Raw genomic sequence first — 26703 nt, 5'->3', positions numbered from 1 at the left:
TGGGTTCACGCGGGCGGAATTGATGGGGACACTGGCGGGCGAGCCGCTCTATCGCGCGTGCGGGTATGAGGCGATCGAGCGCGTCGACAGCATGGCGGATCGCGGGGTGCCGGTGCCGGGAGTGCGGATGGGGAAGGTGCTGGTCTAGCTTTCCCCTCCGAGCCTTAAGTCCTCCCCATCGCAGATGGGGAGGGGGACCGCCGAACGCGGTGGAGGGGCCGCAGCCGCGTAGCGGCGAGGATGGCGTAGGGCATTTCCCCTCCACCATTTTGCTGCGCAAAATGGTCTCCCTCCCCATGTATTCGCATAGGGAGGATTTGAGCTACCGAGCGGCTGGTCGTGGAATTGGAGATCGGACTGACGGTGGCGGGCGACTCTTACGCCGCGTCTTCGCAATCAGAACACTTGCCCCGCACCTCGATCACCGGGCGAACCGGCGAGAAGCCAGCGGCCTCGGCCGCGTGGCGGACATTGTTGGCGATCTTGTCGTCGTCGATATGCGTGGTCTGACCGCAGCTGTCGCACACCAGGAAGATGCAGTCGTGCAGACAATCGGGATGCGCGTTGGCGATATAGGCGTTCGAACTCTCGACCCGGCGCGCCAGATTGGCGCCGACGAACAGGTCGAGGATGCGATAGACGCTGTTGGCGGCGACCCGGCGCCCCTCCGCTTTCGACACCGCGTCGGCGATGTCATAGGCGCTGGCCGGCTTGTCGAACTTGGCGAGCGCATCGAAGATGCTCGCGCGCATCGTCGTCCACTGCTCGCCGGATTTCTCCAGCGTCGCCTGCGCGACCTTGGTCAGTTCGACGCCGGACGCCTCATGATGGTCGTGATGATGATGTGCGCCCATGAGGTGAATTTAGGGATTGCGACGGGGGAGGGCAATGGCCGAAGCGGGCCGTGCCTTCGACCGCTTTAATGCGCCGCGCGGCGGTTCAGATCGTGGCCGAGCGCCAGGATCGCGACGCCGATCAGCGTCCACAACGTCTCGCCGCCATTGCCATGCGGAAGCTGCATCGCGCCGGCCATCATGCCGAGCCCCAGCGATCCGGTGACCGCGGGCGCCATATAGCCATGCTCGAAGATGCCGCGGCCCAGCGCCAGCGCGCCCAGGATGATCGCGACGGTCAGCCCGATCTCGTGGAAAGCGGGATTGAGCAGCATACCGCCGGCGGTCGAGGCAAGCGCCACCAGCACCGCGCTGGCGAAGCAATGCACCGCGCATAGTCCCGACAGGCCCATCGCATAGCGATCGAGCTGGGGGACGCGGGCCAACCAGGAAAGGCGAATCGCGGAATGCATCGAGCGCCCATCTAGGCCCATCCGCGCGACGTTACAATATTACATCCGCAAAAATCTACCGTGACGATCTTGCGCACCGACCAAGCGCCAGCGAAACCGGGGAAGCGAGCGCTCCCCCGGTTGCAACTGTCAGAACGAAGCTCCGAGCGATACGACCACGCCGCTGCGCGCGGCGTTCTTGCCATTCGCCAGGGTGAACACGCCATCGGTGTCGACATAGCTGACGCCGAACACCAATTGCTTGTAGGTCAGTGTCGCGCCCAACCCCCAATCGGTATATTCCTTACCCAGCGACAGCCAGCTCGGTCCCCAGGTATGGCCAAGATGCGCGGTCAGCCCGAGCGGGGTCTTAGGGATCGAGGCCGACAGGTCACCCGCGAGGTAGACGTTGTCGTTGTTCTTGAACAAGCCCGTCTGGCCCTGGTCGAGCGCCAGCGCCTTTTGCTTGGGCGCGTAATTGACCGTGACCTTACCGGTCACCGGCCCATAGGTATAGGCGATGTCGGCATAGGGCTCGAAGAAATCGCCCTTGCTGGCGTCCCCGGCAGGGCGCGAGCGCGGGTAGATGTAATAGAGCACGCCGGCGTCGAACGTGACGCCGCTATAGGTTTTCTTGAACCCGACGATCGCGTCGATTTCCTGGCTGCCGGTGCCCGAGAAGGTGACATAGCCCGACGTCGACGAGCTCCAGACCGAAGCGTAGAAGCCCGACGAATGGGTGACGGTGAGCGATCCCTGGATCGCGGGCTGCAAATTGGTCTGCGAAATGCCGCGGAAGCGGTAATCCGAAATCAAGGTCACCGAGCCGTTGATGGTGAAGGCCGGCGGCGGCGCGGTGTCGCCATCGGCGGCGGCAGCGGCGGGCGCCGGTGCCGGATCGTCGACGGTCGCAACCGCGGCGGGAGTGCCGCTATCCGTCGACGTGGATGCCGCGGGAGCTGCCGCTGCGTCGGGCGCCGGCGTACTTGCGGGCAGAGGGTCCGCCAAGGCGGGAGTCGCAATGGCGAGCGCCAGCGCGCCAAGGCTGAGTTGAGACAAGCGCATTATCTTCCTTTCGAAGCGAAAAGTGCGTTCGTCCCGCCTGCGGTGCCGGTCCAGCCTCTGTATCGGCGACGCCGATCGGGCCGTTGAGCCGGTCACACGCAGGCAGAGTGCAGATTTTCGCTGCGGCGCACAACACTAATCGACCTTATTTGTGGCCATGGGCGTAATGATGTTGCGGCAATGCAACACTTTCGACGAATCAGTCGGACGCAGGCGTGCCGACAAGGTGCACGTCGCGGCGCGGATAGGGCAGGACGATGCCATTGTCGCGGAACAGCAGCCAGAGCCGGTTCAGCACGTCGGAGCGGACGCTGCCGACTCCACTTTCGGGGTCGTTGATCCAGACGAGGATATCGTGCTCGATCCCGATCTCACCGAATTTGCTGAGCCAGACATTGGACTTGGGCATATCGAGCACGCGCGGGCTTTCCGCCGCCGCACGCAGCATCAGCTCCTGGGCCAGCGGCAGGTCGCAATCATAGGGGACCGTCACCGGGATGCGGACGCGCACGTTGCGATCGGTATAGGACCAATTCTCGACCGGCTTGGTCATCAGATCCTCGTTCGGGATCAGATGCTCCTTGCCGTCGCGCGTGATGATGCTGACCGCGCGCACGCCGATCTTGTTGACCCAACCGATGTCCTTGTCGGCGACGACGATGACATCGCCCGGTTTGATCGAGCGATCGAGCAGCAGGATGATGCCGGCGATGAGATTGCCGACCGTCTTTTGCAGCCCGAACCCGACCGCCAGGCCGAGCGCGCCGGAGAACACCGTCAGGCTGGTCAGGCTAATGTCGAGCAAGTCGATGCCGATGAAAAAGGCGAGCGTGATCGTCGCGATTCCCGCCAGCTTCTGCGCAAGCAATTTCTGCGTCGGATCGAAGCTGCTGGTGCTGACGATGGCATGACCGACCAGCCGGTTGACCAGCCGGATCGCGGCGAGCAGGCAGATCACCGTCACCAGGACGATGATCACCCGCAGCAGCGAAAAGCGCCACGAGCCGAGATCGAAGCCGATCGAATCGAGTGTATTGTTGATCGGCGCCAGTCCGCCGATCGAATGGCTGAAGATCGCGACGAACAGGACGAACGCGACGCTCCACGCCATCCAGCGCGCGAGGTTGAGGCCGCGCAGGATCTGTGCCGCCATCCGCGCCATCGCGGCGCCCAGGAAAAAGCCGATCAGCCCGGCGGCGAGCGGCGGCCATTGTCCCGCCGCTTGCAGGATCGCAAGCAGCAGCGCCGCGGCGCCATGCCGCACCACAAAGGGCACGCGCGGTCCGATACCCTCGGCATGATGGCCGAGCCGGCGCCGCCACAGCGCCTCGATCGGCGGGCCGAGCCAGCGACCCGCCAACGCCCCGAGCGCGAGTGCCGCGACGATCAATCCGAAGACGATCGCCAATTCGGTCGCCTCGCTGCCTCGCGGGACAGCCAGTCCCTGCGCGCTCAGCCAGGCGATCGCGTCGTTCATCCCTGCGCCGTTCGGAATGCCGCGAACGCCTGATCGAGGTCGGCGATCAGATCGGCCGGATCCTCGATCCCGATATGGAGCCGGACCAACGCGCCGCCATGATCGGGCCCACCCAATGCCCGGCGGGGATCGGCGGTGACTGCCAGACTCTCGAAGCCGCCCCAGCTGAAGCCGATGCCGAACAATCGCAGCGCGTCGATGAACGCGGCGCGGCTGGCTTCGGTGCCCTGCTTGAGCGCGAAGGCGAACAGTCCCGACGATCCCTTGAAATCGCGGACGAAAAATTCGTGTCCCGGGCAGCTCGGCAAGGCAGGGTGGAGCACGGTGGCGACCTCCGGCCGCTGCGCGAGCCAGCGTGCGATCTCGAGTGCGCTCGCTTCGTGCTGCTTCAATCGCACCGCCATCGTGCGCAGTCCGCGCGATCCCAGCCAGCAATCGTCCGGGCTGGCGACCTGGCCCAATTGAAAGCTCAGATTGCGCAGCTTGGTGAAATAGCCAGGCGCCGCGGTGACCGATCCCAGCATCACGTCGGAGTGACCGACGACATATTTGGTGCAGGCGAGCACCGTCAGGTCGATGCCCTTTTCGATCGCCGGGAAGAGCAACGGCGTCGCCCAGGTATTGTCGAGGATCGTAACGATGCCCCGCGCCTTGGCCGCGGCGACGATCGCCGGGATATCCTGGACCTCGAAGGTCAGGCTGCCGGGGCTTTCGAGCAGGATCGCCTTGGTCTTGTCGGTAAACAGTTCGGCGATGCCGGCACCGATCAGCGGATCGTAATGCCGCGTCGCGATGCCCATCCGCTTGAGGAAGCCCGCGGCGAAATTGGTCGTCGGGTCATAGGCCGAATCGACCAGCAACAATTCGTCGCCTGGATCGAGCACCGAGAGCAATGCCGCGGTGACCGCGGCGACACCCGAGCAATAGAGGAAAGTATCCTCCGCGCCAGGCTCGAGCTCGGTCAGCGCATCGGCCAGCGCCCATTGCGTCGGCGTCCCGCGGCGACCGTAGTAAAGCCGGTGACGGGTATCGCCGCGTCCGGTCTCGCGCAGATGCTCGACCGAATCGTAGAGGATCGTCGATGCGCGCCACACCGGCGGATTGACGATCCCCTGCGTCCATTCCTTGCGCCTGCCCGCCGTCACGACGCGGGTAGGGGGCTTGTCATTCTCGTTGCCGGCCATCCGACCGTGCTAGGCCGGGAAGCGCGCGTGGACAAGAATCGAGTACAGAGCCTAGGCGCTGCCCGTCGCTTTCGGCGTCGACATATCCGCGCCCCATTCGGACCAGCTGCCGTCGTAGAGTGCCGCTTCGTTACCCAACAGGTGCGCGCCGAACAGCAACACCGCGGCGGTGATGCCCGATCCGCAGGTCGTCACGAGCGGCTTGGACAGGTCGACCCCGGCCTTCTCGAATTCGGCCTTGAGCGCGTCGCCGGTCTTCCACGTGCCGTCATCATTGAACAACTGCTTGTACGGCAGGTTCTTCGAGCCCGGGATGTGGCCGGCATGCGTTGCCGGGCGCGGATCGGGCTCCTCGCCGGTGAAGCGCGGGCCCGAGCGGGCGTCGAGCACCTGTTCGGCGCCGCTGTCGACATTGGCCTTCATCTGGTCGAGCGTGCGGACCTGGCTGTCATCGGCCCAGACGGTGAAGTGGCGGTGCCGGTGTTGCGGCTTGCCGCTTTCGACCGGGCGTCCCTCGGCCTGCCATTTGGCGAAGCCGCCATCGAGAACGGCGACATCGTGCGCGCCGAAGATGCGCAGCATCCACCATGCACGTGCGGCGGTGCGGTATGGCGAATTGTCGTAGATCACGATGCGGCTGCCGTCGCCGAGACCGAGCGATTGCATGCGGCTGGCGAATTTTTCCGGCGGCGGGAGCATCGTCGGCAGCGGATTGGTCAGGTCCGAAATCTCTCCGATGTCGAAGAACACCGCGCCAGGAATGTGCGCCGCCTCATATTCGGCGGCCGGATCGCGCCCGTCGCTGGCGAGTACATAGGTCGCGTCGACCACCCGCAGGTCGTTCGCCCCCAGTTCGTTTGCCAGCCATTCGGTGGTCACCAGCGCGTCCATCAACAACTCCTCTCGTCTCGGATCAAGCCAACTCGCCAGGGGAGGAAGACGGCGGCGCCGATCTTAGCGCGCGGCACCGGCCGCGTCGAGGTGGACGTTGGGCCAATGGCCGCGACGCGGGTTTTCGTGAGGGCCACGACATCCTATGTGGGCGACATGACCCCAAAGCATCTCGGCCAGGCGAGCAGCCTGCCCGCATCGCCCGAAGAGGCGGTGCTCGATTACGTCCCCAATCCGCGCCAGGGCCGACCCTATCTGGTTCGTTTCACCGCACCCGAATTCACCTCGCTCTGCCCGGTGACCGGCCAGCCCGATTTCGCGCATCTGGTGATCGATTACGTGCCGGCGGAAACCATCGTCGAATCGAAGTCGCTCAAGCTGTTCCTGAGCTCGTTCCGCAACCATGCCGCGTTCCACGAGGATTGCACGGTCGGGATCGGCGAGCGGCTGACCGCCGAGATGAAGCCGCAATGGCTCAGGATCGGCGGCTATTGGTATCCGCGCGGCGGGATTCCGATCGACGTGTTCTGGCAATCGGGGGCGCCGCCCGAAGGGCTATGGCTGCCCGATCAAGGTGTGCCCACCTATCGTGGACGCGGCTGACCTACGCGATATTAACACAGGTCAACGCGATTCCTTTGTTGCAATGCAGCAAGAGCGCAACCATATTTCTTTCAATCCGTTCAGGGAGGTGTGAGTCGGGCAACAATGCCCGGAAATTACTTGTGAAAGGGTCGAAATGGCCACTGCGCCTCTATTGCCCCGTACCAAACACCTTGCGCTGATCGGCAATTTCCTGCCGCGGCAATGCGGCATCGCGACATATACGACCGATACGTATCTAGCGCTTCAGGATCGGTTTCCCGACATCAAGGTCGACGTCTATGCGATGGACGACCGCGTCGGAGGGTACGACTATCCGCCGGAAGTCACCGGATCGATCGCCCAGGAAGATCGCCTGGCCTATCTGACGACCGCGCGCGCGATCGAAGCGAGCGGCGCTCAGGCGGTTTGGATCCAACACGAATATGGCATTTTCGGCGGGCCGGCGGGTGAGCATCTGCTCGCCTTGCTCGACCGGTTGACCATTCCCGTGATCGTGACGCTGCACACGATCCTTGAAAACCCCAATGACGATCAGCGCCGGGTGATGGACGGCTTGCTCAAGCGCGCCGCCCGGATCATCGTCATGGCGGATATCGGCCGCGACATATTGATGCGCGTCTATGGCGCCGATCCCCGGACTATCATGATGATCCCGCACGGCGTGCCCGATCGTCCGCTGGTCGATCCCGACAGCATGAAGCCCCGGTTCGGCTGGGAAGGGCGCAAGGTGTTGCTGACCTTCGGCCTGCTGGCGCCGAACAAGGGGATCGAAAGCGTGATCTCGGCAATGCCCGAGGTGGTCGCGACCAATCCCGACGCGCTGTACGTCGTACTGGGCGCCACGCATCCCAATCTGGTCGCGCAACAAGGCGAGGCATATCGTGATCGGCTGAAGGCGCTTGCCGCCGAAAAGGGTGTCGCCGACCATGTGCGCTTCATCGACGGCTTTCTCGAGCACGACGAGCTGCTCGACTATCTCCAGGCCACCGACCTCTACGTCACGCCTTATACCAACCCCGCGCAGATCACGTCGGGCACGCTGTCTTATGCCGTCGGTGTCGGCAAGGCGGTGGTGTCGACGCCTTATATCCACGCGACCGAAATCCTGGCCGACGGCCATGGCGTGATCGTCGATTTCGGCGATGTCGAAGGCTTTGCGCGCGAGATTTCGCGGCTGCTGGGTGACGATGCGGCGCGCGCCGAGTTGATGCGGCGCGCTTATGCTCGCGGTCGCACGATGATCTGGCCGCGCCTTGTCGAGGCCGGCATGGCTGCAATCGATGCGATCGTTGCCGCAGCACCGCGACGGATCAGGAGCGCCAAGCCGCTGACCCCGCTCAAGCCCAGCATCGCCGCCGTCGAACGGATGAGCGACGCGACCGGCATGTTCCAGCACGCCGTCCTTTCGGTGCCGGACTTTCGCCACGGATATTGTATCGACGACAACGTCCGAGCGCTGATGCTGATGACCGCGATCGACGACCTCGACGAGGATCTCCGCGACAAATGGATGACGACCTATGCCGCGTTCATTCAATATGCCTGGAATCCCGACAAAAAGCGTTTCCGCAATTTCATGAATTTCGATCGCACCTGGTGCGAGGACGCGGGATCCGAGGATTCGAACGGTCGCACGATCTGGGCGCTGGGCGTCACTGCCAAGCGCGCCACGCTCGCCAAGCATCGCGATTGGGCGGCGCGCTTGTTCGATGAGACGGCGGGCATCGCGTTCGACCTGAGCAGCCCCAGATCACAGGCATTCGCCATGCTAGGCGCCGCGGCGATGCTGAGCGCGCATCCCGGCCACGGCCGGTCTCAAGCGATCCTGGAACGCTTCTCCGCCGACCTGGCCGATCTGCTCGAAGAAACGCGCCGGCCCGAATGGGAATGGTTCGAGATCGTTCTCGCCTACGACAATGCTCGTCTTCCAGAAGCGATGATTCGCGCGGGCGTGGCACTTGAGCGCCAGGACCTGATCGACACTGGCCTGCGCGCGCTCGACTGGATCGTGGCTCAGCAGACCAGCCCCGAAGGACGGTTCCGCGCGGTCGGCACCGACAGTTTCGGTCGGCCTTATGAGGGGCCGTTGCCGTTTGACCAGCAGCCGCTCGAAGCGCAGGCGACGATCGATGCCTGTGCGGCGGCGTTCAAGGCGACCGGCGACGTGCGCTGGGTCGAAGAGGCGAACCGCGCCTATCGCTGGTATCTCGGGCAGAACGACCTCGATCTGCCGCTGGCGACTGCGCAGGACGGCGGCTGTTTCGACGGGCTGATGCCGGGCGGATTGAACCGGAATCAGGGCGCCGAGTCGATTTTAGCACTGCAATTGGCCTCTTGCGCGATTTCCGCACTTGGAAAGGCAGCCGGAACCGTGGCAGGGACGGGTCGCGCCGTCGCGTAGCAACGACACGCGGCGCCGCTTGGATCAGGGTTGCAAGCGGGATGGCCGTTGCTCGACATATTTCATCACAGCCTCAGGCTGCACGCCGACCCGTCGCGAGTCGTCGTTCGTCCATTCCACATCGGCTGGTCGCCCAATGGCGGGGGGACCAGCCGGACCGAGCGTTTGGTCCACGAAGTGCTGGCCATGTCGCTGCAGGAAACGCGCGACGAGCTTGAGGTCGTGCTCAAGGACTTCGAGGCGCGGCATTGGCAGACGCGCCGCGTGTTCATGACGCGCTATGACGAGATCGAGGATCTGCTCGGGCTCGACGGCCGCGACATCGGCGATGAGAAACGCCAACTGATCGGCGCGTATTTCTGCCACGAATATTCCTATGCCGCGGCGGCGCTGATGAACCCCAGCGCGGTGCCGCATTTCGATCAGACGGGCATGCCCAAGGGATCGATGCGCATCCTGATGTCGCTGCGTTCGGTGGGTGAGGGGCACATCTCGTCGGTAGCCTTTCGCGAAGGCATCATCACGTCCGACAACCAGCTCAAGCTAGCGCCCGAACCGCCGTTCGCGACGGCGGCCGATGTCCATGGCAGCGACGAGGAGCATGTTCCGTCGGGACCGGTCACGGTGCATCGGCATCGCGATTCGACCTTGTCGGGCACGGTGATCTTCCCGATCACCGATGCGCAGTCGAAGGGATTGGAAGATCTCCGCCTGGTTCAATTCCATCACGACGATGGCGAGGTCGAATGGCTCGGCACCTACACCGCCTATAACGGATCGCAGATCCAGTCGGAGCTGTTGCGCACGCGCGACTTCCGCGCCTTCGACCTGGTGCCGATGACCGGGCCTGCGGCGCGCAACAAGGGCATCGCCCTGTTCCCGCGCAAGGTCGGCGGCCGCTATCTCGCGATCGGGCGGCAGGACGGCGAGAATCTATTCCTGCTCGATTCCGACCGGCTGACGCATTGGGAGGAAGGCGAACGCCTGCTCGAGCCGCGTTATCCGTGGGAACTGGTCCAGATCGGCAATTGCGGCCCGCCGATCGAGCTCGACGAAGGCTGGCTGTTGCTGACCCATGGCGTCGGCGCGATGCGCAAATATTCGGTCGGCGCGGTGCTGCTCGACAAGGACGATCCGTCAAAGGTGATCGGGCGCACGGTCGAACCGATCCTGGCCGCCAAGGACCAGGACCGCGAGGGGTATGTGCCCAACGTCGTCTATTCGTGCGGCGCGATCCGCCATGGCGACAGCTTGTTCCTGCCGTACGGCGTGGCCGACAGCTCGGTCGCGTTCGCCTTCGTCCCGATCAAGCAATTGGTCGCGACGCTGGTCTGAGGCCGGTTGTCCTGTTCCCCTCCCGCTTGCGGGAGGGGAGTCCTTGATCAGCGCACCATGTTTTTCGTGCGGCTGTAGAGCCAGGCGATCGATCCGAAGAATACCAGAACCGCGGCGAGCTCTGCCCACTGGGCATAGCTCGCGCCCATGATCCCCGCGGGGATCTCGCCGCCGCGCGCGGCGACGAAGAACGCGAAACCGACGCCCCACAGGCTCTCACCGACGATCAGGCCGGTCGCTGCCAGTGTTCCCATCCGCTCGGCGAATTCGGGATTGGCGGTACGCTGCGCCCAGCGATCATAGAAATGCCCGATCAGCGCGCCGACCGGGATCAGCAAGGTCAGGGCCATCGGCAGATAGATGCCCATGCCGACGCCGAGCGGCGGCAAGCGCATCTTGCCCATCTTGCCGAGCGTTTCGTCGATCGCGATCACGATCGCGCCGATCAACGCGCCCGTCCCGATCAGCCACCAATCGATCCCCGAGCCGAGGATGCCTTGGGCCAGGGCCGCGATCAACGATGCCTGCGGCGCCTGCAGGGCGTTGGGGCCCGCGCCCGGCATGCCGACGAAGCCGAACGTGTTCTTGAGCAGGTCGAGCACGATCGGGATGACCAGGGAGCCGAAGATCACCCCGAATACCAAAGCGACCTGCTGCTTCCAGGGGGTCGCGCCGACCAGTTGTCCGGTCTTGAGGTCCTGGAGGTTGTCGTTGGAGATCGTCGCCACCGAAAAGACGATGCCGGTGGTGAACAGGGCATAAGCGATCAGCGCGCTGGCGCGGTGCGGGTCGGTCTGGTGACCAAAAAAGGCGAGCAGGAGCAATGACGCTCCGACCGCGGCGAGAATGCCGACGCCCGAGACGGGGCTGTTCGACGCGCCGATCAGACCGGCCATATAGCCGCATACCGAGGCGATCACGACCGCGACGAGGGCGATGTAGATCACCGTGCCGCCGATCACGGCAACGGCGTGTTCGCGGATCGGACCGCCGGCGGAGAATTCCCACAGCAGGACGGCGATCAACGGCAGCATCAGCAGGATGGTGCCGCCGACGATCGAGATCGGTAGGTCGCGCTCGGTCAGTTCGAGCACTTCGCCCTGGCCGCGCGCTTTCGCTGCCGCCATCGCCGACCGGATGCCGCCGATGATCGGTCCCAGAATCTTGAACAAGGTCCAGATCGCGGCGACGCCGATCGTGCCGGCGCCGACGAAGCGGACCTTGTTGCGGAAAATGTCGGTGACGATCGCGTCGGTGGCGCCGGGAACATGCGCGCTGAGCCAGGGCACCAGCCCGACCCAGGCGATCAGCATGCCGAAGAACATCGCCGCGCCGACCGATAGTCCGACCAGATGGCCGACCCCGATCAGCGCCATCGAGAAACTGGTAGAGACGCCGCTGACGCTTGGACCGATGCGAAAGTTCTTGGCGGCGTCCGCCGCAACGACCTTGAGCGTCGCGAGCAACTGGAAGATCGCCGAGACCAGCGAGCTGATCACGATGATGCGCAGGCCCTTGGCGTTTTCCTCTCCGCCATCGGTGCTGGTGCCGACCTTGAGCACTTCGGCCGCCGCGACCCCTTCAGGATAGGGTAGGTCGGAGCCCGTCACGAGCGCGCGCCGCAAGGGCACCGAAAACATCACCCCCATGATGCCGCCGGTCGCGCACACCGCGACCGTCGTCCAATAGGGAAAGCCCTGCCACCAGCCGACCAGGATCAGACCCGGCAGCACGAAGATGATCGCCGACAAGGTCCCTGCCGCCGATGCGATCGTCTGGACGATGTTGTTCTCGACGATGTTGGAGCCCGGGAGCATCCGCAGGATCGCCATGGAAATCACCGCCGCGGGGATCGATGTCGCGAAGGTCAGTCCGACCTTCAGCCCGAGATAGACGTTGGCCGCGGTGAACAGGATGGTGATGATGCCGCCCAGGATCACGCCGCGAATGGTCAGTTCGGCGATCGGGCGGGTGGTGGCGGTGGTCATGCGCAAAACCCGGTTTAGTGTTCAAGATACCGGCGCGGTAGGACCGTCATGCGTGCAACTGCGTGTCGCCGCGCTGAACGGAAAATCGCCCCGGTTTGTCTGACCGAAACGTGGCACATTATTGCGGGTCTAGGACAGAAGATTCTGCGCCGCCGACAGTGAGGCCGTGGTGTAGTCGCTGTGCAGCGACCAGCCGAGCGATGTGTAGAGCTCGCGCCCAGCCGGCGTCGCGCAGAGCATCGCGTCTTTAATGCCCAATTGCCGCGCCTCGGCCGCCAGCGCGCGCATGATCGCGCTGCCCAAGCCACGGCGCTGATATTGATCGGCGGTGCGGATGCGGTCGAACACGATCAGGCCATCGACCGCTATAATACGGCCTCGCGCGGCTTCTTCGCCGGCGGTGTCGAGGATATACGCAAACGTGATGGAGTCATCCCCTGTGATGCATAATTCGAATTCGGTCGGTAAGGCCGCCGACCGATTCAGCATGACCGACAACGGCGCGGTCATCATGTAGCCGGGTGCGGCGATCTCCCAGCCGGGCGGCAATAGCGGGCGGACTGCGTCGGCCGAAGCGCACACCTTGAGGTACAGCAACGGACGATCGATACTCGCGGCAAGCGGGCGGATCGCCTCGGCGTCGACATGCGCGAAGATGTAGCGGCCGATCTGGTCGGGCTGATCGACATGGATGTACAGCCCGCCGTCGCGCGCGACCGGCATCGCGGCGCCGCGTGAAATCGCCCAGGCATCCGCCCAGCGGGCGATCAGGTCGGGATCGGCAACGAGCATCCCTTAGTCGGGCTTGGGGATCAGACCATATTCGACGTTGAGGTCGAGCAGACGGTGGCCATGGATCGATCTCGCCGCGATATCGACGACCACGACCAGGAAGATATCAGGCCGGTCGGTCTCGATGATGATCTGATCGTAGCGGCCGCGCGCGTCCTGATAGACGCGGTCGACATCGTCGAATTGTTCGACGCCGAGCGACTTGGGGTCGAGCGCGTCGACGTACGGCCAGATGTCGATGTCGAGATCGGCATCCTCGTCATCGGTGACGTCGAGCATCGGCTCGTCGAAGCATGCGGCGAACTCGGCCGCGCTCAGTTCGCGCGGCGCGGTCAATCGAACCCATTCTCGAGGAAGCGTTCGGCATAGGCGCAGTGCATCGCGATGCCCTTGGCCATGACCGATTCCTCGATCGTCATCTTGGTGTTGTGGAGCGGCGGGTTCTTGGCGGGCTCGGAACCCTCGGGCGCGACGCCGATGAATGCCATCGCGCCGGGTACTTCGCGCAGGACATAACTGAAATCCTCGCCGCCCATGATCGGCGCGGGCATCGGCTGCCACTGGCCTGGCTCGAGGTCCTCCGAAATCTGCTTGAGCAGCGACACCGCGCGCGGATCGCACATCGTCACCGGATAACCGTCATCGATCCGTACTTCGGCGGTGCAGCCATGCGCGATGGCGATATTCTCGGCGATCCGCTTCAGCCCTTCGCGCGCTTTTTCGCGCGTTTTCTGGCTCAGCGTGCGCAAGGTGCCGATCATCTGCACGTCGTCGGGGATGATGTTGTAGGCGCTTCCCGCCTCGATCTTGGTAATCGACAGCACGGCGGGATCGGTCGCCGGGATTTGGCGCGCGATGAACACCGACAAAGCGGTGACGATCTCGGCCGCGACCGGGATCGGGTCCATCGCATCGTGCGGCATCGCGGCGTGGCCGCCCGCGCCACGGATGGTGAAATTGAGCGCGTCGGTCGAGGCGAGCAGGGCACCGGGACGCGTCTGGATCGCACCGGCGCGGGCATTGGGATAGATGTGCAGCGCGAAGGCGCTATCGGGGCGCTCGATATCGAGCAGCCCGTCCTCGATCATGAAGCGCGCACCATGATGCCCTTCCTCGCCCGGCTGGAACATGAAGACGACGGTGCCGGGCAGGCTGTCCTTGCGCGCGGAGAGGGCACGCGCCGCGCCGACCAGCATTGAGCAATGGCTGTCATGGCCGCAGGCATGCATCGCATTGGGCACCTGGCTGGCGAAATCGAGACCCGTCTCCTCGGGCATCGGCAGCGCGTCCATGTCGCCGCGCAACAAGACGGTACGGCCATTGTCGCCGCCGCCACGCAGGATCGCGATGAAGCCGGTGGTCGAAGTCGATTCGTGGATTTCGAGCGGGAGACCGTCGAGCGCTGCACGCAGCTTCGCGGTGGTGCGCGGGCATTGGTTGCCGATTTCGGGATCGGCATGGATCGCGCGTCGCAGCGCCACCACGTCGGCGAGTTCGGCCTCGCCGGCGGCGATCCAATCGGTGGAGAAGTCATTCATTGCTGTCGTCCTCGAGTCTCGACCCAACGCTAGAACAATTCATCCGCGGAGGCATCATGCCGCATCGAGCGCCTCGCGTACGCGGCGGCCGATATTGCTCGCAAGGCCCGGCATCGCCGCGAGATCGTTCAGTTCGGACAAGGTCGCGCCGCCGCGATTGACGATCGTCACCAGGCGGGGAAACGCGAAGTCGGGATTGGGGCGCTCGGCGAGCACGATCTCGTCGCCGGCCGCGATCGGTCCTTCCCGCAAGACGCGATAATACCAGCCCGACTGCCCGGTTCTGACCATATGCTTGGCAAGCCTTGGTTCGCCCAGCGCCAGAGCGAGCTTGAAGCAGGGCTGGCGCGGCTGGCAGACCTGCAACAACGCGCCGCCGATCGCGTGGACATCGCCGATGCAGAGATCGTCCTCGATCATGCCGTCGACGGTCAGATTCTCCCCCATCGCGCCGGCGACGAAGCGGGCCGCGAGATCGGGAAAGGCGGCCGCCCAATCGGGATAACGCGAGGACGCATAGGCATAGACGGCTTTCTCAGGGCCGCCATGAACCGATAGGTCGGCCTGATGGTCACCATCGAGTCCCAGCGCACCCGCCTTGACCGGGCCCGATACTTCGTTCTTGATGAACGCGCTGGCCACGCGGTCGGGACCGAGCGGCGCGATCCGTCCCACCCTGAGTGAGGCGATACGCCCAGTCATCGCCGCCGCATCGCGATCCATCCGCCCAACGTGAACCAAAGGAAGAAGTTTACCGACAGTAGGAGCCAAGGCCAAAGCGCTGTCCAAGGGCCGTTCCACCTGTCGACGACGCCGCCGATGCCAAAAACAACTGCGACGATGATCAGAATCTCAGCCATCTCACGTATCGACCGTTTGTCGAAGCGACCTAGCACCCATCCGCAAAGGCAACCGAGGGATACGTAGAGAAGACAAGTGGCAAAGAATTCCGGCACGCCACCGACGCCTGTCCATGATGTGCCCGCCGGAACTATTCCCGAAGCGCGCAGAGCCGCTAGCCACGCGGCTGTCACGAATAGAGACATCAGCACGAGTAGGGCGATCAAAGCTAGCGAACGTAAGAGGCTCAGCACGACAAATTCACCCAAACTCCCTCGTCCCGGCTGGGGAACGAGGGAGTTTTAGCGAGCGAGTCGCGGGGCTGCCAAGTCAGCGATATTATTACTTCGACGGCGCACGGCAGCGCGCCATCGAAACGGTCTGTCAGCTCCCCTTGAGCTTGACCGCGAAGTACAGGCTACCTTGACGCGCGCGGGTGATGTAAATCAGCAGCGTCGTCTTGCCGGCGGCCTTCGCTGCGCGCACCTGCGCGTCAAACTGGGTTGGCGTGCGAACCGGCACCCGGTTGATCGACGAGATGATGTCGCCGCGTTGCAGACCCTTGGCCGCCGCGTCGCTCGACATGTCGACCCCGGTCACGACCACGCCGCTCACCTGGCTCGGATTGACGCCGAGCGTGTTGGCGATCTGCGGGGTAAGCGCGGTCACCTGCACGCCCAGCAAATTGACGCCCGCATGGAGTTCCGGCGCGCCGTTGCCGGGGGCGCCGTCGCCATCGTCGTCACCGTCATTGCCGCCGGTGATCGAGTTGGCGAGTTCCTCTTCGCTCGGACGGTTGCCGACGACCGCAGTGACCGTGATCGGCTTGCCGTCACGGATCACGCCCAGCTTGGCGGTGCCGCCCGGGGGGACGTTCGCGACCAGATAAGGAAGCGTCTGTTCGGGATTCACTTCCTGGCCGTTGACCGCGACGATGACGTCGCCCTGCTTCAAGCCGGCCTTTTCGCCAGGCCCGCCTGGCTCGACGCGATTGACGATTTCGCCGCGATCCTTGGGCAGGCCGAGCGTTCCGGCGATGTCCTCGTCGACCGGCTGACGCCCGATGCCGAGATAGCCGCGCTGCACCTTGCCGCCCTTGATCATCGTGTCGATGATCGGCTTGGCGGAGGCGGCCGGGATCGCGAAGCCGATACCGACCGAGCCTTCGGACGGCGAATAGATTTGCGAGTTGATGCCGATCACATTGCCGTTCAGGTCGAACATCGGTCCGCCCGAATTGCCCTTGTTGATCGCCGCGTCGGTCTGGATGAACCGGTCATAAGCACCGCCCTGGCCAGTGACCCGGTTGAGCGCCGAGACGATGCCCGCGGTGACGGTGCCGCCCAAGCCGAACGGCTCGCCGATCGCGATCACCCAGTCGCCGACCCGTGCCTTGGTCGAATCGCCGAACTTCACGTACGGAAGATTGGTCGCGTCGACCTTGAGCACCGCCAGGTCCGACGCGGTGTCGCTGCCGATCACTTTCGCCACATATTCCTTGCGGTTGAACAAGGTGACGGTGATCGATTCGATCTTGCCCTTGGCCGCGGCGGTGATGACGTGGGCGTTGGTGACGATATAGCCGTCGGGCGAAACGATGAAGCCCGATCCCAGGCTCTGCCCCTCGCGCGTGATGGGCTGGCCGTCATCCTGACCCTGCTGGCCGAGCAGGCCACCGAACAGATCGCCGAACGGATTGCCGCCCGACGAGACCTGCACCTTCTGCTTGGTGGAGATATTGACCACGGCGGGTTGCAGCTTGGCGACCATGTCGGCGAAGCTCATCGGCGCGCCGGCCTTGGGCGCGGCAGCGGAGATGGTGCCCGGCTCGTTCTGCGCGTTCTGCGCATAGGAAGGCGACAACACGGTCGTAGCGGCGCCCCCGAGCAGCAGGGCGGTAGTAATGGCGTAGGCGTAGCGCACTTGGGTAAATCCTCTTCGTCTCGATATGCCCCAGTCGGACTGTTCTTGCCCGCCGGAGCCTGAACGGCGATTGAATATGAACGAACTGCAAGGAACCTGATTGGTCAAACCCGCCACGTTCCGATCGGTTCAGCGCGTCATTTCCCGTTGCCTTCGAATTCCTTCAGATACGAATTGTCCGGGGTAAGGATCAGGTTGGTCGATCCCGGCGGCAGTTTGCCGTTGGAGTCGGGGCCGAATGTGACCCGATAGGACTGCATCGCGCGATAAAAGTCGTAGAAAGCGGGATCCTTGTTGAACGCTTCGGCGTAGATCTTCGCTGCCTGCGCGTCGGCCTGGGCGCGGATGATCGCCGCGTCGCGCTGACCTTCCGAACGGATCGTCTGCGCCTGTTGTTCGCGCGTATTCTTCATCCGGTCGAGCGCCGATTGCAGCGGCGATCCTTCGGGATAGTCGGCATGCTTGATGCGCACGTCGATGATCTGGACGCCGTAATTGCGCGCATAACGCTGCAGCGCGATCTGGATATTGTCCATCAACTGGCCGCGTTCGGGGCTGAGCAGCGCGTCGAAATCGACCTTGCCGAGTTCGGAGCGCAAGGCCGAGGCGAACAACGGTGTCAGCTGCGCGCGGACGCGATCCTCGGTGCCTGAAGTCAGGCCCATCGACTGGACGAGGCGCAGCGGATCGACGATCCGGAAGCGCGCGAAGGCGTCGACCTCGAGCCGCTGCTGGTCGGTCGACAGCACAGGCTGATTGTCGAGATCGAGATCGAGCACGCGCTTGTCGATCCAGATCAGGCGATCGACCAAGGGAATGCGCGCCATCAGCCCCGCACCGGTCTGGCCGAGCGCTTCGCCCGGTTTCCAGCGATTGACGGTGCCGATCGGCTTCTCGAACTGGACGACGACAACCTGCTTGGTTTCGGGAACGATCGCGACCGTGCTGGCGAGCAGGATTACCGCGAGCAGGGCGACGACGCCGAGCGTGATCGGGTTACGCAGCCAAGTCATCAGCGTGCCTCCGCTTGCGGGGCATCGGGCAGTTTTCTGATATTCCCGGGCACCGGCAGGAACGGCGCGATGTTGCGCGGCTCGATGATCGTCTTGTCGTTCTTGGACAGAATGGCTTCCATCGTCTCGTAATACATGCGGCGGCGCGTCACTTCGGGCGCGAGCTTGTATTGCTCGTAAACGCTGTTGAAGGCCGCGGCCTGGCCCTGGGCGATCGCCACCACCTGCAACGCATAGCCGCGCGCCTGGGTGACGTTCGACTGCCGCTCGTTCTGCGCGGCGGTGACGTTCTTGAAGGCGTCATTTACTTGCGCCGGCGCGGCGGCGTTGTTGAGCGCGACGTTCACGATGCGGATGCCCGACTGATAATCGTCGAGGATCTGCTGCATCGTGACGGCGACCTGGGTCTGGATCGACAATTTGCCGGCGCCGAGTACGTCGTCGAGCGTCGAATTGGCGATCGCCGCGCGCACCGCGGTCTCCGCGGTCGCCTTGACCGCCTCATCGGGCTTGTCGAGTTCGAACACATATTTCTGCGGGTCGATGATGTTCCACTGCACCGAATAGCTGAGGTCGACCAGATTGCCGTCGCGAGTCAGCACCAGATTGGGTCCGCCGCCGCCATTGTCGCTGTCGGGGAATTGGAAGGTCTGGATGCCCATGACGTTGATCGTCCGAACCGAGGCGATCGGCGCGGGCAGCGTCCAATTATAGCCCGGGCCGATCGTGCCCGAATAGCGCCCGAAATAGGTCACCACGCCGCGCTCCTGCGGCCCGATCACGTGCAGGCTGGTAAACGCGATCCACAGCACGACCAGCAGACCGACGCCCGCCAGCCACAAGGATCGCGCATTACCGCCACCCGGAAGGCGGAAATTACCGCCACCACCACCACCGCCGCCGCCGCGCGCGCGCTTCAACAAGTCTTCGATCCCGCTGCCCGAACGTGGGCTGCGAGCGCGCGAGCCCGGCGCCTGGGCCCAGGGGTTGCGCGGGCCGGCGTCGTTGCCGCCATTGCCGTCGCCACTCCCGCCATCGGAATCGCCTCCGTCGCTACCCCCCCAAGGGCTTTTCGGCTTGTCGGACATGGTTTCGGAAAGGCGGCGCCGCCATGGCAAGGCAATCGTCATATTCCTCTTTATAGGCGCCGCTGCGCGGAAAAACAGTGGCAAGCGGCGGTTACGGCCCTATCTGGCGCGCATGGACGAAAAGATGGGGCTGGCGGCACGCGTCGCAGAAGTGGCGGGCGACCGCGCGACGGTTCGACTCGATGGTGATCGCGCAAGCGTGATCCTCGACGTTACGGGTTTGGATCCGGACGCGCGCGAGGCGCTGGAGGCGGGGGTGCATGCCGCCGCGCTCGCCGGTCCGGAAGCGCGCGAGGTGCGCGTCGCGATGACCAGCGAGCGTGTCGGCCGCAAGCTGATCGCGGTAGCCAGCGGCAAGGGAGGGGTCGGCAAATCGACCGTCGCCGCCAATCTGGCGATCGCGCTGGCCAGGGCGGGGCGCAAAGTCGGCCTGGTCGACGCCGATATCTACGGACCCTCGCAGCCGACCCTGATGGGCGTAGAGGGAATCAAGCCCCAGGCGCGTGAGAAGACGATGATCCCGGTGCCGACCGCATTCGGCGTGCCGATCCTGTCGATGGGCCAGTTGGTCGCGCCGGGTCAGGCCGTTGCCTGGCGAGGCCCGATGGCGGCGAGCGCGCTGGGGCAGTTGATCGAGGGAGATTGGGGCACCGCCGACACGTTGGTGGTCGACATGCCGCCCGGCACCGGCGACGTGCAGCTGACGATGATCCAGAAATACAAACCTGCCGGTGTGGTGATCGTGTCGACCCCGCAGGATCTGGCGCTGATCGATGCGCGCCGCGCCGCTGACCTGTTCGGCAAGGCCGGCGTGCCGGTGATCGGCGTGATCGAGAATATGGCGGGCTATCGCTGTCCGCATTGCGGCGAATATTCCGATCCGTTCGGACAGGGCGGCGCGGAGGCCGCGGCGAAGGAGATGGGTGTTCCGTTCCTCGGGCGCGTGCCGCTGGAGATGGCGATCCGGATCGCCTCCGACGCGGGCACACCGCCGGCTGCCGGGAACGGGCCCGAAGGCGCGGCGTTCGGAGAAATAGCCGGGAAAGTGAACGACTGGATTTCCGTCGGTCGCTAGCCGAATGGATTTGGGAGACGGACATGCCGCTCAACGCTGACCAGGACATTCGCGAGTTGCTGACCAATGCGCGCACGATCGCGATGGTTGGCGCGTCGGACCGCCCCGACCGCCCGAGCTATGGTGTGATGGCGATGCTGCAACGCCATGGCTATCGCGTGATTCCGGTCAATCCGCAGATCACCGGCGAGCACGTCCATGGCGAATATGTCTTCCACGACCTTGCCCAGATCGGCGTGCCGATCGACATCGTCGACATCTTCCGTCGGCCACAAGCGGCAGGCGAGGCGGTCGACGAAGCGATCGCCTCGGGTGCGAAAGCGGTGTGGATGCAACTGGGCGTCATCAACGAAGAGGCCGCGGCGCGGGCCGAGGCGGCCGGGCTGAAAGTGGTGATGGATCGCTGTCCGGCGATCGAGATCCCGCGGCTCGGCGTACCGCGCGTCGCCGACTGACGCGAAATCGCCGCAATCGCGGATCATTACGGAGCCGTACGTAACATCGCGAGTCGGATCATGCTGTGGTGGCTGGTGGTGATGCAGGCGACCCCGCAGCTCGACACGGCGATGGACCGTTACCGCGCCGCAACCCGCGCGACGATCGACTGCCATGACAATCAACCCGACGATATCGTCATTTGCGGGCGGCGTGAGGCCGATCGCTATCGTGCACCGCTGACGGTGATCGACCCCAACGACCCTCGGCATGAAGGCGTCCCGGCCGAGCGCGAGCGAATGCTCGCCAGGACCAATAATTGCCAGGAAAAGTCGACCTTTCTCGTCGGTTGCGGCGCGGCCGGGGTATCGGTCAGCACACGATCCGGCGTGTCGCTGATGGGCGAGCGACCGATCGCCCCGTGAACGCGCCGAATTGCGACGAAAAATTGGCCGATTCGGGCGCATCCTCTGGCGTTCCGGAACGTCTTGTGGCCTCATGTGTTAGCCTTTGGGGTGCTCGAGACAGGGGTCGGTCCGATGCTCACGCCGTTGTTGCTGGTCATGTTGGGCGCCGCGTCGCACAACCCGACTTTGAAGCTGGATTTCACGCTGAAGCCGCCGGCGCCGCCGACGCGATGCGTGGGCGGATGCGCTGATCGCTATCGACTACCGGCGTCGAGCGACGACATAGTATCCGTCAAGGACCGCGCGCTCGCAGACGATGGCAGGAAATGCGACGTGATCGGCGCGATGCGCTGCCTCAGCAAGCGCCGTACGCTGTTGCGATCGAGCCAGAATCCGATCGATACCTTGCGGACGAGTTTCCTGCCGCATTAACGCCGGGTTCGAGTTCTACGTTGCTCGCGGGAGGGATCTTTATGCCCGGATTGCTATTGTCTCTGGCCTTGCAAGCCGCGGTGACTCCCGCCACCGCACCACCCCAAACGCCCGCTACCAACACGCCGGAGCGATTCTCGATCCTGATCCCCGTCGCCAACGAGCCATGCGTGCGTCATGTCGATGGTAAGGACATCGTCGTGTGCGGCAATCCGCTACCGTCGCAAACATTGCCTTATCCTGAAGAGATACCACCTGACGGGCCGGTGCCGTCCAATCCGTATAAGAGCGGTACCGGCGCGTTGGCCGCGCAAGGCACGCCGTGTCCGATCAGCCGGAGCTGCGTCGTCGGATTCGGACCGCCGCTCGTGCCGATGATCAAGGGCGCTGCGGATCTCGCCAAAAAGGCGTTCGCGAAAAAGCCCGACAAGACCGGCCGCGTCGCGATCCCGCTCGATGACACGCCGCCGTCGACCGAGGGGAAGCTGCTACCCTGAGAAGCCTTCCCGGACGGATCAGCCGAGGATGTGCATCCAGAGCGGCTCGCCGGCCAGGCTTTGTGACCCGCGGAGTTTTTCGAGCGCCTGGGCAACTGCGCGTTCGGGCCCTTCATGCGTGACGATCGCGACCAGGACGCTGCCATCGGCGCTGACGCCGCGCTGCATCAGGCTTTCGATCGAAACGCCGGCATCGCGCATCGCCGCTGCGATCTCCGCCAGCACCCCGACACGATCGGCGACCATGAAGCGCAGATAGGCGCGGCCGCGGCGCTCGCCGCTATCGGCGGCGGGAAGAGCGGTCAGATTGGCGACGGGCATCGCATAAGGCGGCCCGAATTCGTCGCGGGCGATGTCGATCAGATCGGCGACCACTGCCGATGCGGTCGGTCCGTCGCCCGCGCCGGCGCCCTGGAACAGCAATCGGCCAACGAAATTGCCCTCCGCGACGACCGCGTTGAGCGCGCCCGAGACGTGCGCGAGCGGGTGGCTGAGCGGGATGAGATGCGGATGGACGCGCTGGAACAGGCCCTTCGGTCCGGCTTCGGCGATGCCGACCAGGCGAATGCGATAGCCCAGGGTCTGGGCCTCGGCGATATCGGCGGCAAGGACGTGGCGGATCCCGCCGGTCGCGACATCGGCGAAAGCGGGACGTGTGCCGAACGCCAGGCTGGCGAGGATCGAGAGCTTGTGCGACGCGTCGACGCCGTCGATGTCGAAGCTCGGATCGGCCTCCGCGAACCCCAAAGCCTGCGCTTCGGCCAGGACGTCGGCGAAGTCTCGTCCCTCGGCTTCCATCTTGGTCAGGATGAAATTGCAGGTGCCGTTGAGGATGCCGTAGACCCGGCTGATCTCGTTGGCCGCAGCCCCTTCGCGCAGGCCCTTGATGACCGGAACGCCCCCGGCGACCGCCGCCTCGAACTTGAGCGGGGCATTGGCGGCCTCGGCCGCTTCGGCGAGTTCGAGGCCGTGATGCGCCATCATCGCCTTGTTGGCGGTGACCAATCCCTTGCCGCCGGCGAGCGTCGCGCGCGCTAGTGTCAGTGCCGGGCCGTCCGATCCGCCGATCAGCTCAACCACCACGTCGGCGTCCTCGCGATGCGCCAGCGCCGCGGTATCGTCGACCCAGTCGAATCGTTCGATATCGACGCCACGGTCCTTGGCGCGGTCGCGCGCGGACACCGCGACGATCTCGATCGGCCGGCCCGCGCGCCGGGCGATGAGCTCGCCATTGACGTCGAGGAGTTTGATCACGCCGGCACCGACGGTGCCAAGGCCTGCGAGCGCAACGCGTAGCGGGGAGGTCGAAGTCATCGCTTTCCCGCGTAGAGGAACTTTGCCGCTCGCCGCAAGCGTTCGCCGCCTACCGATACCGTCGAAAAAGTTGCCGGAGTCCTAGATCCGGTTGCTGGTAATGCCGAGCGCGTTGGCCAAGGCGGCGCGGCGCAACACCACGCTTGACGGGCCGGGCACGCGCGATCCGGCCAGGCAACCGGCGAATACCGGGTCCAGTCGGCGCGCGGCGGCGAGCGACAAATCAGAGCCGAGCGGCGCGCGGACGAAGGTCAGGGCGGTGTTGCGGTCGTGCTGGACAACGCAACGCCCCACCGTCGACCACAAGCGCAGCAGGCCGGATGGGTTCGACGTTGTCCGCTCCACACGCGTCGCGTCGTCGCGTTCGCCCGCGAACAGATCCGCCGCCGGTCGTGCCATCGCCTCCGGTACCAGCCACGCCGCGCTGGCCAGCAGACTCGCTGCCACGATAAAACGATGCATCGCCCCCACGCCCCTCATCTGAAATTATTGCGCTAGTTTGACGCCCAGCGCGTCGGCAAGTGCCGCGCGACGAAGCGCCTTGTCGTTCGGATCGGTGATGCCGCTACCCGCCAGGCAGCGAGCGAACACCGGCTCGAGGCGAACGCGGGCGAGCTTGGCCTCGCGGCGTCCGCCGACCCAAGCCAAGCTCGCTTCGCGATCCTGTCCGCTGACGCACTGGCCAACCGCATTCCATCGGACCATCTCTGCGACTTGCTGCTCATTGGGCGGGGGCATGTAACGAGGGCTCGTCTCAGCGCCGCTCTGAAACGCACCTTGGCCGGTATAGCTGGTATAGGGTGGCTGGAAGCGTGATTGGTTGCGCTGTACCCATTGAGCATGAGCCATTGGAATGGCGGTCAGTGTGGCGACAAGCGCGCCGACAATCAGGATTTCGCGATACACGATGCTTTTCCTTGCTGCCTCAGAATGAATCTTAGCACGAAACGATCAGGCTTTCACGAGGCCAATTTCGACCAGCCGTTCGTGTAGATAATCGTGCGCGGTGATCGGCGTCGGATAGTGGTTCGGGTTGTCCGCGCTGATGCAGCTCGGCAGCGTCTCGATCAGGAATTCCGGATTGGGATGCAGGAAGAACGGCATCGAATAACGCGAGAAGCCGCGGCGTTCGGGCGGCGGATTGACCACCCGGTGCGTGGTCGACGGCAGGACGTTGTTGGTCAGCCGCTGCAACATGTCGCCGACATTGACCACCATCGCGCCTTCGGGCGGGCGGATCGCCAGCCACTCGCCATCGCGGTCGAGCAGTTCCAGCCCGGCTTCCTCGGCGCCGAGCAGCAGGGTGATCAGGTTGATGTCCTCATGCGCGCCGGCACGCACACCCTCTGCATCTGCCGGGATCGGCGGATAATGGAGCAGCCGCAGGATCGAATTGCCGTGATCGACCACCGTCTCGAAATAATCGGGCGCCAGCTTCAAATGCCGCGCGATCGCCGAGAGCAGGCGGAGGCCGGCGCGGTCGAAGGCGTTCCACAAATCGGTCAGCGCTTCCTGGAAATCGCCCGGACGCGACGGCCAGACATTGGGCATCATCGTCGCGGCGGCCGGGTGCCCCTCGGGCAGGTCGCGTCCGACATGCCAGAATTCCTTCAGGTCGACATGCTTGGCGTCCTTGGCGATCTCGGTCTTGAAGGGGGTGTAGCCGCGCTGGCCGCCCCAGGCCTTGTCGTAATAGGAATGCTTCTCCTCGACCGGCAGCGCGAAGAACTCCTCAGTCAGGCGCCAGGCGCGCTGGATCAGCGGCAGCGGGACGCCGTGGTCGGCGACGATCGCGAAACCGAAGCGTTCGAACGATCCGCCGAACGCCGCGGCAAAGGCGGCGGGGTCGCGCGCTTCGTCGGCGAGGCTGAGAGTCGGGACCTGGGCGGAAGGAGTGTCTAGCATTTTCTATCGTCCGGAATTCTCGAAAGGGGGATGATAGACCCTCGCCATTCATCCGTCACCCCAGCGCAAGCTGGGGTCTCGTGCCACGAGCGTCCCTTAAGCCTCTTGAGACCCCAGCTTGCGCTGGGGTGACGGGTATTTCGGCGTCACCCACCCATGTCGATCGTGCCGCTCGACTTGTTCGCGCCCTGGTCGCTCAGCTTGAGCGCGAACGGCTTGCCGTCGTCGGTCTTGCCGGTCAGGCCAGCGCCGTCGGCCGACAGGGCGAAGCCTGCCTTGCCCAGCCGCTCCTTGAGCCAGTCGCGCACGGTCGCGGCATTGGCCGGGCTGGTGAAGGCGACGCGGACCTTGCCGGGATCCTTGTCCTCATCTTGACCGCCATTGACGTTGATCGAGCTGATCGTCGAGCCGGGGTAGAGGTGCACCCCGTTCATCTCGAAATTGTTCGCGTCGACCGAGAATTTGGGCAGCTTCAGATCGGCCTTGAAGCCGTTGGCGTTGATCTTCAGATTCCCCGAACTGTCGATCCCGCCGGACACGGCGCCGCCCGAGCTGTTGCCGCTGAAGCTGATCGAGGTGCTGTTGCCGTCATGCTCGCCACAGGCGGCGAGCGCCAGCGCGGCGGCGGCAAGAGGTATCAAACGATGCATGGCGGGCTCCCATAGTGCGTTATCAGAATAATACACCTAGGCGCCCGCCACGGCAAGAAGGATCGGCGCGTCAGCCGTTCATCAATTTGTCCATCGTCTTCTGATGGAGCCAGATGTTCATCGTCGCGGTGTCGCTCTGATCACCGGTATAGCCGAGCTCGGTCGCGAGCTGCTTGCGTGCGTCCAGACTCGAATCCTGGCCGATCGCCTTCATCAGGTCGACGATCGATTCCTTGTAGTTGAGCGGCTCGCCACGCGCTTCGGCGTGCTTTTCGAGCACCGCATAAATCTGGTCCTCGCTCAACGTCGCCGGCGGGGGAGGAGGGGGAGGCGGCGGGGCCGCTGCCTCGGCGGGAGCAGGGGCCGGCGCGGGCGCCGGCGTGGCGGAGCCGAAAATGGCGTCCTTGATCGTTCCGAAGATGCTCATGCGATTCTCCTCACGTTTCCACCCCCGAAGGACAGTGGCTTAGGACCTGCACTCGCGACCGGCAATGGCCGCGATCGGTCCGGCGGCGGCAGCCTATTCCGGTTGCGTGACAAAATTTTTTCGGGGCTGATTTGT

The 26703-nt window shown here is 64.6% G+C and carries 28 protein-coding genes; 8 read left to right on the top strand and 20 right to left on the bottom strand.

Annotated elements, in window-relative coordinates:
* Positions 1-377: 377 nt before the first annotated feature.
* The 6 genes from SMA01S_RS02175 to sseA form a co-directional block, all read right to left on the bottom strand.
* Positions 378-854, bottom strand: coding sequence for a Fur family transcriptional regulator (locus tag SMA01S_RS02175; protein ID WP_066816760.1), 477 nt, complete (start codon positions 852-854; stop codon positions 378-380).
* A 65-nt stretch (positions 855-919) separates the two neighbouring features.
* The gene (locus SMA01S_RS02170; protein WP_157093738.1) at positions 920-1306 is read right to left on the bottom strand and encodes a MerC domain-containing protein; all 387 of its coding nucleotides are present in this window, start codon (positions 1304-1306) and stop codon (positions 920-922) included.
* Positions 1307-1435: 129 nt separating this feature from the next.
* Positions 1436-2350, bottom strand: a complete 915-nt coding sequence (locus SMA01S_RS02165) for a TorF family putative porin (RefSeq protein ID WP_084249974.1) — start codon at positions 2348-2350, stop codon at positions 1436-1438.
* Positions 2351-2549: 199 nt separating this feature from the next.
* A complete protein-coding gene (locus tag SMA01S_RS02160) occupies positions 2550-3827 on the bottom strand; it encodes a mechanosensitive ion channel family protein (RefSeq protein WP_066816754.1) in 1278 nt (425 codons plus the stop codon).
* Positions 3824-5011, bottom strand: a complete 1188-nt coding sequence (metC, locus tag SMA01S_RS02155; RefSeq protein WP_066816753.1) for a cystathionine beta-lyase — start codon at positions 5009-5011, stop codon at positions 3824-3826. Before metC ends, SMA01S_RS02160 begins: the two co-directional genes overlap by 4 nt.
* Positions 5012-5062: 51 nt before the next feature.
* A complete protein-coding gene (gene sseA / locus SMA01S_RS02150) occupies positions 5063-5902 on the bottom strand; it encodes a 3-mercaptopyruvate sulfurtransferase (protein WP_066816752.1) in 840 nt (279 codons plus the stop codon).
* Between the two features lie 156 nt (positions 5903-6058).
* Between sseA and queF the strand changes: the two genes are divergently transcribed.
* The 3 genes from queF (at position 6059) to SMA01S_RS02135 (ending at position 10244) form a co-directional block, all read left to right on the top strand.
* Complete coding sequence (gene queF, locus SMA01S_RS02145) at positions 6059-6505, top strand: preQ(1) synthase (RefSeq protein ID WP_084249973.1); 447 nt, start codon at positions 6059-6061, stop codon at positions 6503-6505.
* Positions 6506-6641: 136 nt separating this feature from the next.
* Positions 6642-8909 (top strand): glycosyltransferase family 4 protein, encoded by a 2268-nt coding sequence (locus SMA01S_RS02140; RefSeq protein ID WP_066816749.1) that lies wholly within the window; start codon positions 6642-6644, stop codon positions 8907-8909.
* Between the two features lie 48 nt (positions 8910-8957).
* A complete protein-coding gene (locus SMA01S_RS02135) occupies positions 8958-10244 on the top strand; it encodes a glycoside hydrolase family 130 protein (protein ID WP_066816747.1) in 1287 nt (428 codons plus the stop codon).
* Between the two features lie 47 nt (positions 10245-10291).
* Here the strand turns inward: SMA01S_RS02135 and SMA01S_RS02130 are convergent, their stop codons facing one another.
* From SMA01S_RS02130 to hflK, 8 genes are all read right to left on the bottom strand, one after another.
* A complete protein-coding gene (locus tag SMA01S_RS02130) occupies positions 10292-12232 on the bottom strand; it encodes an OPT family oligopeptide transporter (protein ID WP_066816742.1) in 1941 nt (646 codons plus the stop codon).
* A gap of 129 nt (positions 12233-12361) precedes the next feature.
* Entirely contained in the window at positions 12362-13024 is a 663-nt protein-coding gene (locus SMA01S_RS02125) for a GNAT family N-acetyltransferase (protein WP_066816739.1), read from the bottom strand.
* 3 nt (positions 13025-13027) lie between these two features.
* Positions 13028-13360: a hypothetical protein gene (locus tag SMA01S_RS02120; RefSeq protein WP_066816736.1), complete on the bottom strand. Its 333-nt coding sequence runs from the start codon at positions 13358-13360 to the stop codon at positions 13028-13030.
* On the bottom strand, positions 13357-14562 hold the full coding sequence (locus SMA01S_RS02115) for a M20 metallopeptidase family protein (protein ID WP_066816733.1): 1206 nt from the start codon (positions 14560-14562) through the stop codon (positions 13357-13359). Before SMA01S_RS02115 ends, SMA01S_RS02120 begins: the two co-directional genes overlap by 4 nt.
* A 54-nt stretch (positions 14563-14616) precedes the next feature.
* Positions 14617-15285 carry an MOSC domain-containing protein gene (locus tag SMA01S_RS02110; RefSeq protein WP_066816731.1) on the bottom strand — a complete coding sequence of 223 codons (669 nt, stop codon included), beginning with the start codon at positions 15283-15285 and terminating at the stop codon, positions 14617-14619.
* Positions 15286-15786: 501 nt separating this feature from the next.
* Positions 15787-17325: a Do family serine endopeptidase gene (locus tag SMA01S_RS02105; RefSeq protein WP_066816724.1), complete on the bottom strand. Its 1539-nt coding sequence runs from the start codon at positions 17323-17325 to the stop codon at positions 15787-15789.
* 137 nt (positions 17326-17462) lie between these two features.
* Entirely contained in the window at positions 17463-18338 is an 876-nt protein-coding gene (gene hflC / locus SMA01S_RS02100; protein ID WP_066816722.1) for a protease modulator HflC, read from the bottom strand.
* Positions 18338-19468 (bottom strand): protease modulator HflK, encoded by a 1131-nt coding sequence (gene hflK / locus SMA01S_RS02095; protein ID WP_066816720.1) that lies wholly within the window; start codon positions 19466-19468, stop codon positions 18338-18340. Before hflK ends, hflC begins: the two co-directional genes overlap by 1 nt.
* 70 nt (positions 19469-19538) lie before the next feature.
* On the opposite strand from hflK, the gene SMA01S_RS02090 reads away from it, so the two are divergent.
* From SMA01S_RS02090 to SMA01S_RS02070, 5 genes are all read left to right on the top strand, one after another.
* Entirely contained in the window at positions 19539-20501 is a 963-nt protein-coding gene (locus SMA01S_RS02090) for an Mrp/NBP35 family ATP-binding protein (protein WP_066816719.1), read from the top strand.
* A gap of 23 nt (positions 20502-20524) precedes the next feature.
* Positions 20525-20956 (top strand): CoA-binding protein, encoded by a 432-nt coding sequence (locus SMA01S_RS02085; RefSeq protein WP_066816716.1) that lies wholly within the window; start codon positions 20525-20527, stop codon positions 20954-20956.
* 60 nt (positions 20957-21016) lie between these two features.
* Positions 21017-21361 (top strand): hypothetical protein, encoded by a 345-nt coding sequence (locus SMA01S_RS02080; RefSeq protein ID WP_066816710.1) that lies wholly within the window; start codon positions 21017-21019, stop codon positions 21359-21361.
* A 114-nt stretch (positions 21362-21475) separates the two neighbouring features.
* Positions 21476-21775 (top strand): hypothetical protein, encoded by a 300-nt coding sequence (locus SMA01S_RS02075; protein ID WP_066816707.1) that lies wholly within the window; start codon positions 21476-21478, stop codon positions 21773-21775.
* A 41-nt stretch (positions 21776-21816) separates the two neighbouring features.
* Positions 21817-22272 carry a hypothetical protein gene (locus tag SMA01S_RS02070; protein WP_066816705.1) on the top strand — a complete coding sequence of 152 codons (456 nt, stop codon included), beginning with the start codon at positions 21817-21819 and terminating at the stop codon, positions 22270-22272.
* An 18-nt stretch (positions 22273-22290) separates the two neighbouring features.
* On the opposite strand, the gene SMA01S_RS02065 is transcribed toward SMA01S_RS02070, so the two are convergent.
* From SMA01S_RS02065 to SMA01S_RS02040, 6 genes are all read right to left on the bottom strand, one after another.
* Complete coding sequence (locus SMA01S_RS02065) at positions 22291-23586, bottom strand: homoserine dehydrogenase (RefSeq protein ID WP_066816703.1); 1296 nt, start codon at positions 23584-23586, stop codon at positions 22291-22293.
* A gap of 81 nt (positions 23587-23667) precedes the next feature.
* Positions 23668-24033, bottom strand: coding sequence for a hypothetical protein (locus SMA01S_RS02060; RefSeq protein ID WP_157093737.1), 366 nt, complete (start codon positions 24031-24033; stop codon positions 23668-23670).
* Between the two features lie 39 nt (positions 24034-24072).
* Positions 24073-24492, bottom strand: a complete 420-nt coding sequence (locus tag SMA01S_RS02055) for a hypothetical protein (protein WP_066816697.1) — start codon at positions 24490-24492, stop codon at positions 24073-24075.
* Positions 24493-24537: 45 nt separating this feature from the next.
* Positions 24538-25491: an isopenicillin N synthase family dioxygenase gene (locus SMA01S_RS02050; protein ID WP_066816695.1), complete on the bottom strand. Its 954-nt coding sequence runs from the start codon at positions 25489-25491 to the stop codon at positions 24538-24540.
* A 146-nt stretch (positions 25492-25637) separates the two neighbouring features.
* Entirely contained in the window at positions 25638-26141 is a 504-nt protein-coding gene (locus SMA01S_RS02045; protein WP_066816693.1) for a hypothetical protein, read from the bottom strand.
* Between the two features lie 70 nt (positions 26142-26211).
* Complete coding sequence (locus SMA01S_RS02040) at positions 26212-26568, bottom strand: DUF3597 domain-containing protein (RefSeq protein ID WP_066816692.1); 357 nt, start codon at positions 26566-26568, stop codon at positions 26212-26214.
* Between the last annotated feature and the right edge of the window lie 135 nt (positions 26569-26703).

The sequence above is a fragment of the Sphingomonas mali NBRC 15500 genome (genome assembly GCF_001598415.1).
In the GTDB taxonomy this organism is placed as follows: domain Bacteria; phylum Pseudomonadota; class Alphaproteobacteria; order Sphingomonadales; family Sphingomonadaceae; genus Sphingomonas; species Sphingomonas mali.
The sequence above is the reverse complement of the archived record's forward strand: the minus strand, read 5'-3'. Positions and strand labels throughout refer to the sequence as shown.

Coding starts and splice junctions, on each gene's coding strand:
- SMA01S_RS02040 (WP_066816692.1), bottom strand. CDS start 26,568: ATGAGCATCTTCGGAACGATCAAGGACGCCATTTTCGGCTCCGCCACG.
- metC (WP_066816753.1), bottom strand. CDS start 5,011: ATGGCCGGCAACGAGAATGACAAGCCCCCTACCCGCGTCGTGACGGCG.
- SMA01S_RS02065 (WP_066816703.1), bottom strand. CDS start 23,586: ATGACTTCGACCTCCCCGCTACGCGTTGCGCTCGCAGGCCTTGGCACC.
- SMA01S_RS02130 (WP_066816742.1), bottom strand. CDS start 12,232: ATGACCACCGCCACCACCCGCCCGATCGCCGAACTGACCATTCGCGGC.
- SMA01S_RS02160 (WP_066816754.1), bottom strand. CDS start 3,827: ATGAACGACGCGATCGCCTGGCTGAGCGCGCAGGGACTGGCTGTCCCG.
- SMA01S_RS02050 (WP_066816695.1), bottom strand. CDS start 25,491: ATGCTAGACACTCCTTCCGCCCAGGTCCCGACTCTCAGCCTCGCCGAC.
- SMA01S_RS02170 (WP_157093738.1), bottom strand. CDS start 1,306: ATGCATTCCGCGATTCGCCTTTCCTGGTTGGCCCGCGTCCCCCAGCTC.
- SMA01S_RS02125 (WP_066816739.1), bottom strand. CDS start 13,024: ATGCTCGTTGCCGATCCCGACCTGATCGCCCGCTGGGCGGATGCCTGG.
- SMA01S_RS02045 (WP_066816693.1), bottom strand. CDS start 26,141: ATGCATCGTTTGATACCTCTTGCCGCCGCCGCGCTGGCGCTCGCCGCC.
- sseA (WP_066816752.1), bottom strand. CDS start 5,902: ATGGACGCGCTGGTGACCACCGAATGGCTGGCAAACGAACTGGGGGCG.
- hflC (WP_066816722.1), bottom strand. CDS start 18,338: ATGACTTGGCTGCGTAACCCGATCACGCTCGGCGTCGTCGCCCTGCTC.
- SMA01S_RS02085 (WP_066816716.1), top strand. CDS start 20,525: ATGCCGCTCAACGCTGACCAGGACATTCGCGAGTTGCTGACCAATGCG.
- SMA01S_RS02140 (WP_066816749.1), top strand. CDS start 6,642: ATGGCCACTGCGCCTCTATTGCCCCGTACCAAACACCTTGCGCTGATC.
- SMA01S_RS02175 (WP_066816760.1), bottom strand. CDS start 854: ATGGGCGCACATCATCATCACGACCATCATGAGGCGTCCGGCGTCGAA.
- queF (WP_084249973.1), top strand. CDS start 6,059: ATGACCCCAAAGCATCTCGGCCAGGCGAGCAGCCTGCCCGCATCGCCC.
- SMA01S_RS02075 (WP_066816707.1), top strand. CDS start 21,476: ATGCTCACGCCGTTGTTGCTGGTCATGTTGGGCGCCGCGTCGCACAAC.
- SMA01S_RS02090 (WP_066816719.1), top strand. CDS start 19,539: ATGGACGAAAAGATGGGGCTGGCGGCACGCGTCGCAGAAGTGGCGGGC.
- SMA01S_RS02165 (WP_084249974.1), bottom strand. CDS start 2,350: ATGCGCTTGTCTCAACTCAGCCTTGGCGCGCTGGCGCTCGCCATTGCG.
- SMA01S_RS02080 (WP_066816710.1), top strand. CDS start 21,017: ATGCTGTGGTGGCTGGTGGTGATGCAGGCGACCCCGCAGCTCGACACG.
- SMA01S_RS02110 (WP_066816731.1), bottom strand. CDS start 15,285: ATGGATCGCGATGCGGCGGCGATGACTGGGCGTATCGCCTCACTCAGG.
- hflK (WP_066816720.1), bottom strand. CDS start 19,468: ATGACGATTGCCTTGCCATGGCGGCGCCGCCTTTCCGAAACCATGTCC.
- SMA01S_RS02070 (WP_066816705.1), top strand. CDS start 21,817: ATGCCCGGATTGCTATTGTCTCTGGCCTTGCAAGCCGCGGTGACTCCC.
- SMA01S_RS02115 (WP_066816733.1), bottom strand. CDS start 14,562: ATGAATGACTTCTCCACCGATTGGATCGCCGCCGGCGAGGCCGAACTC.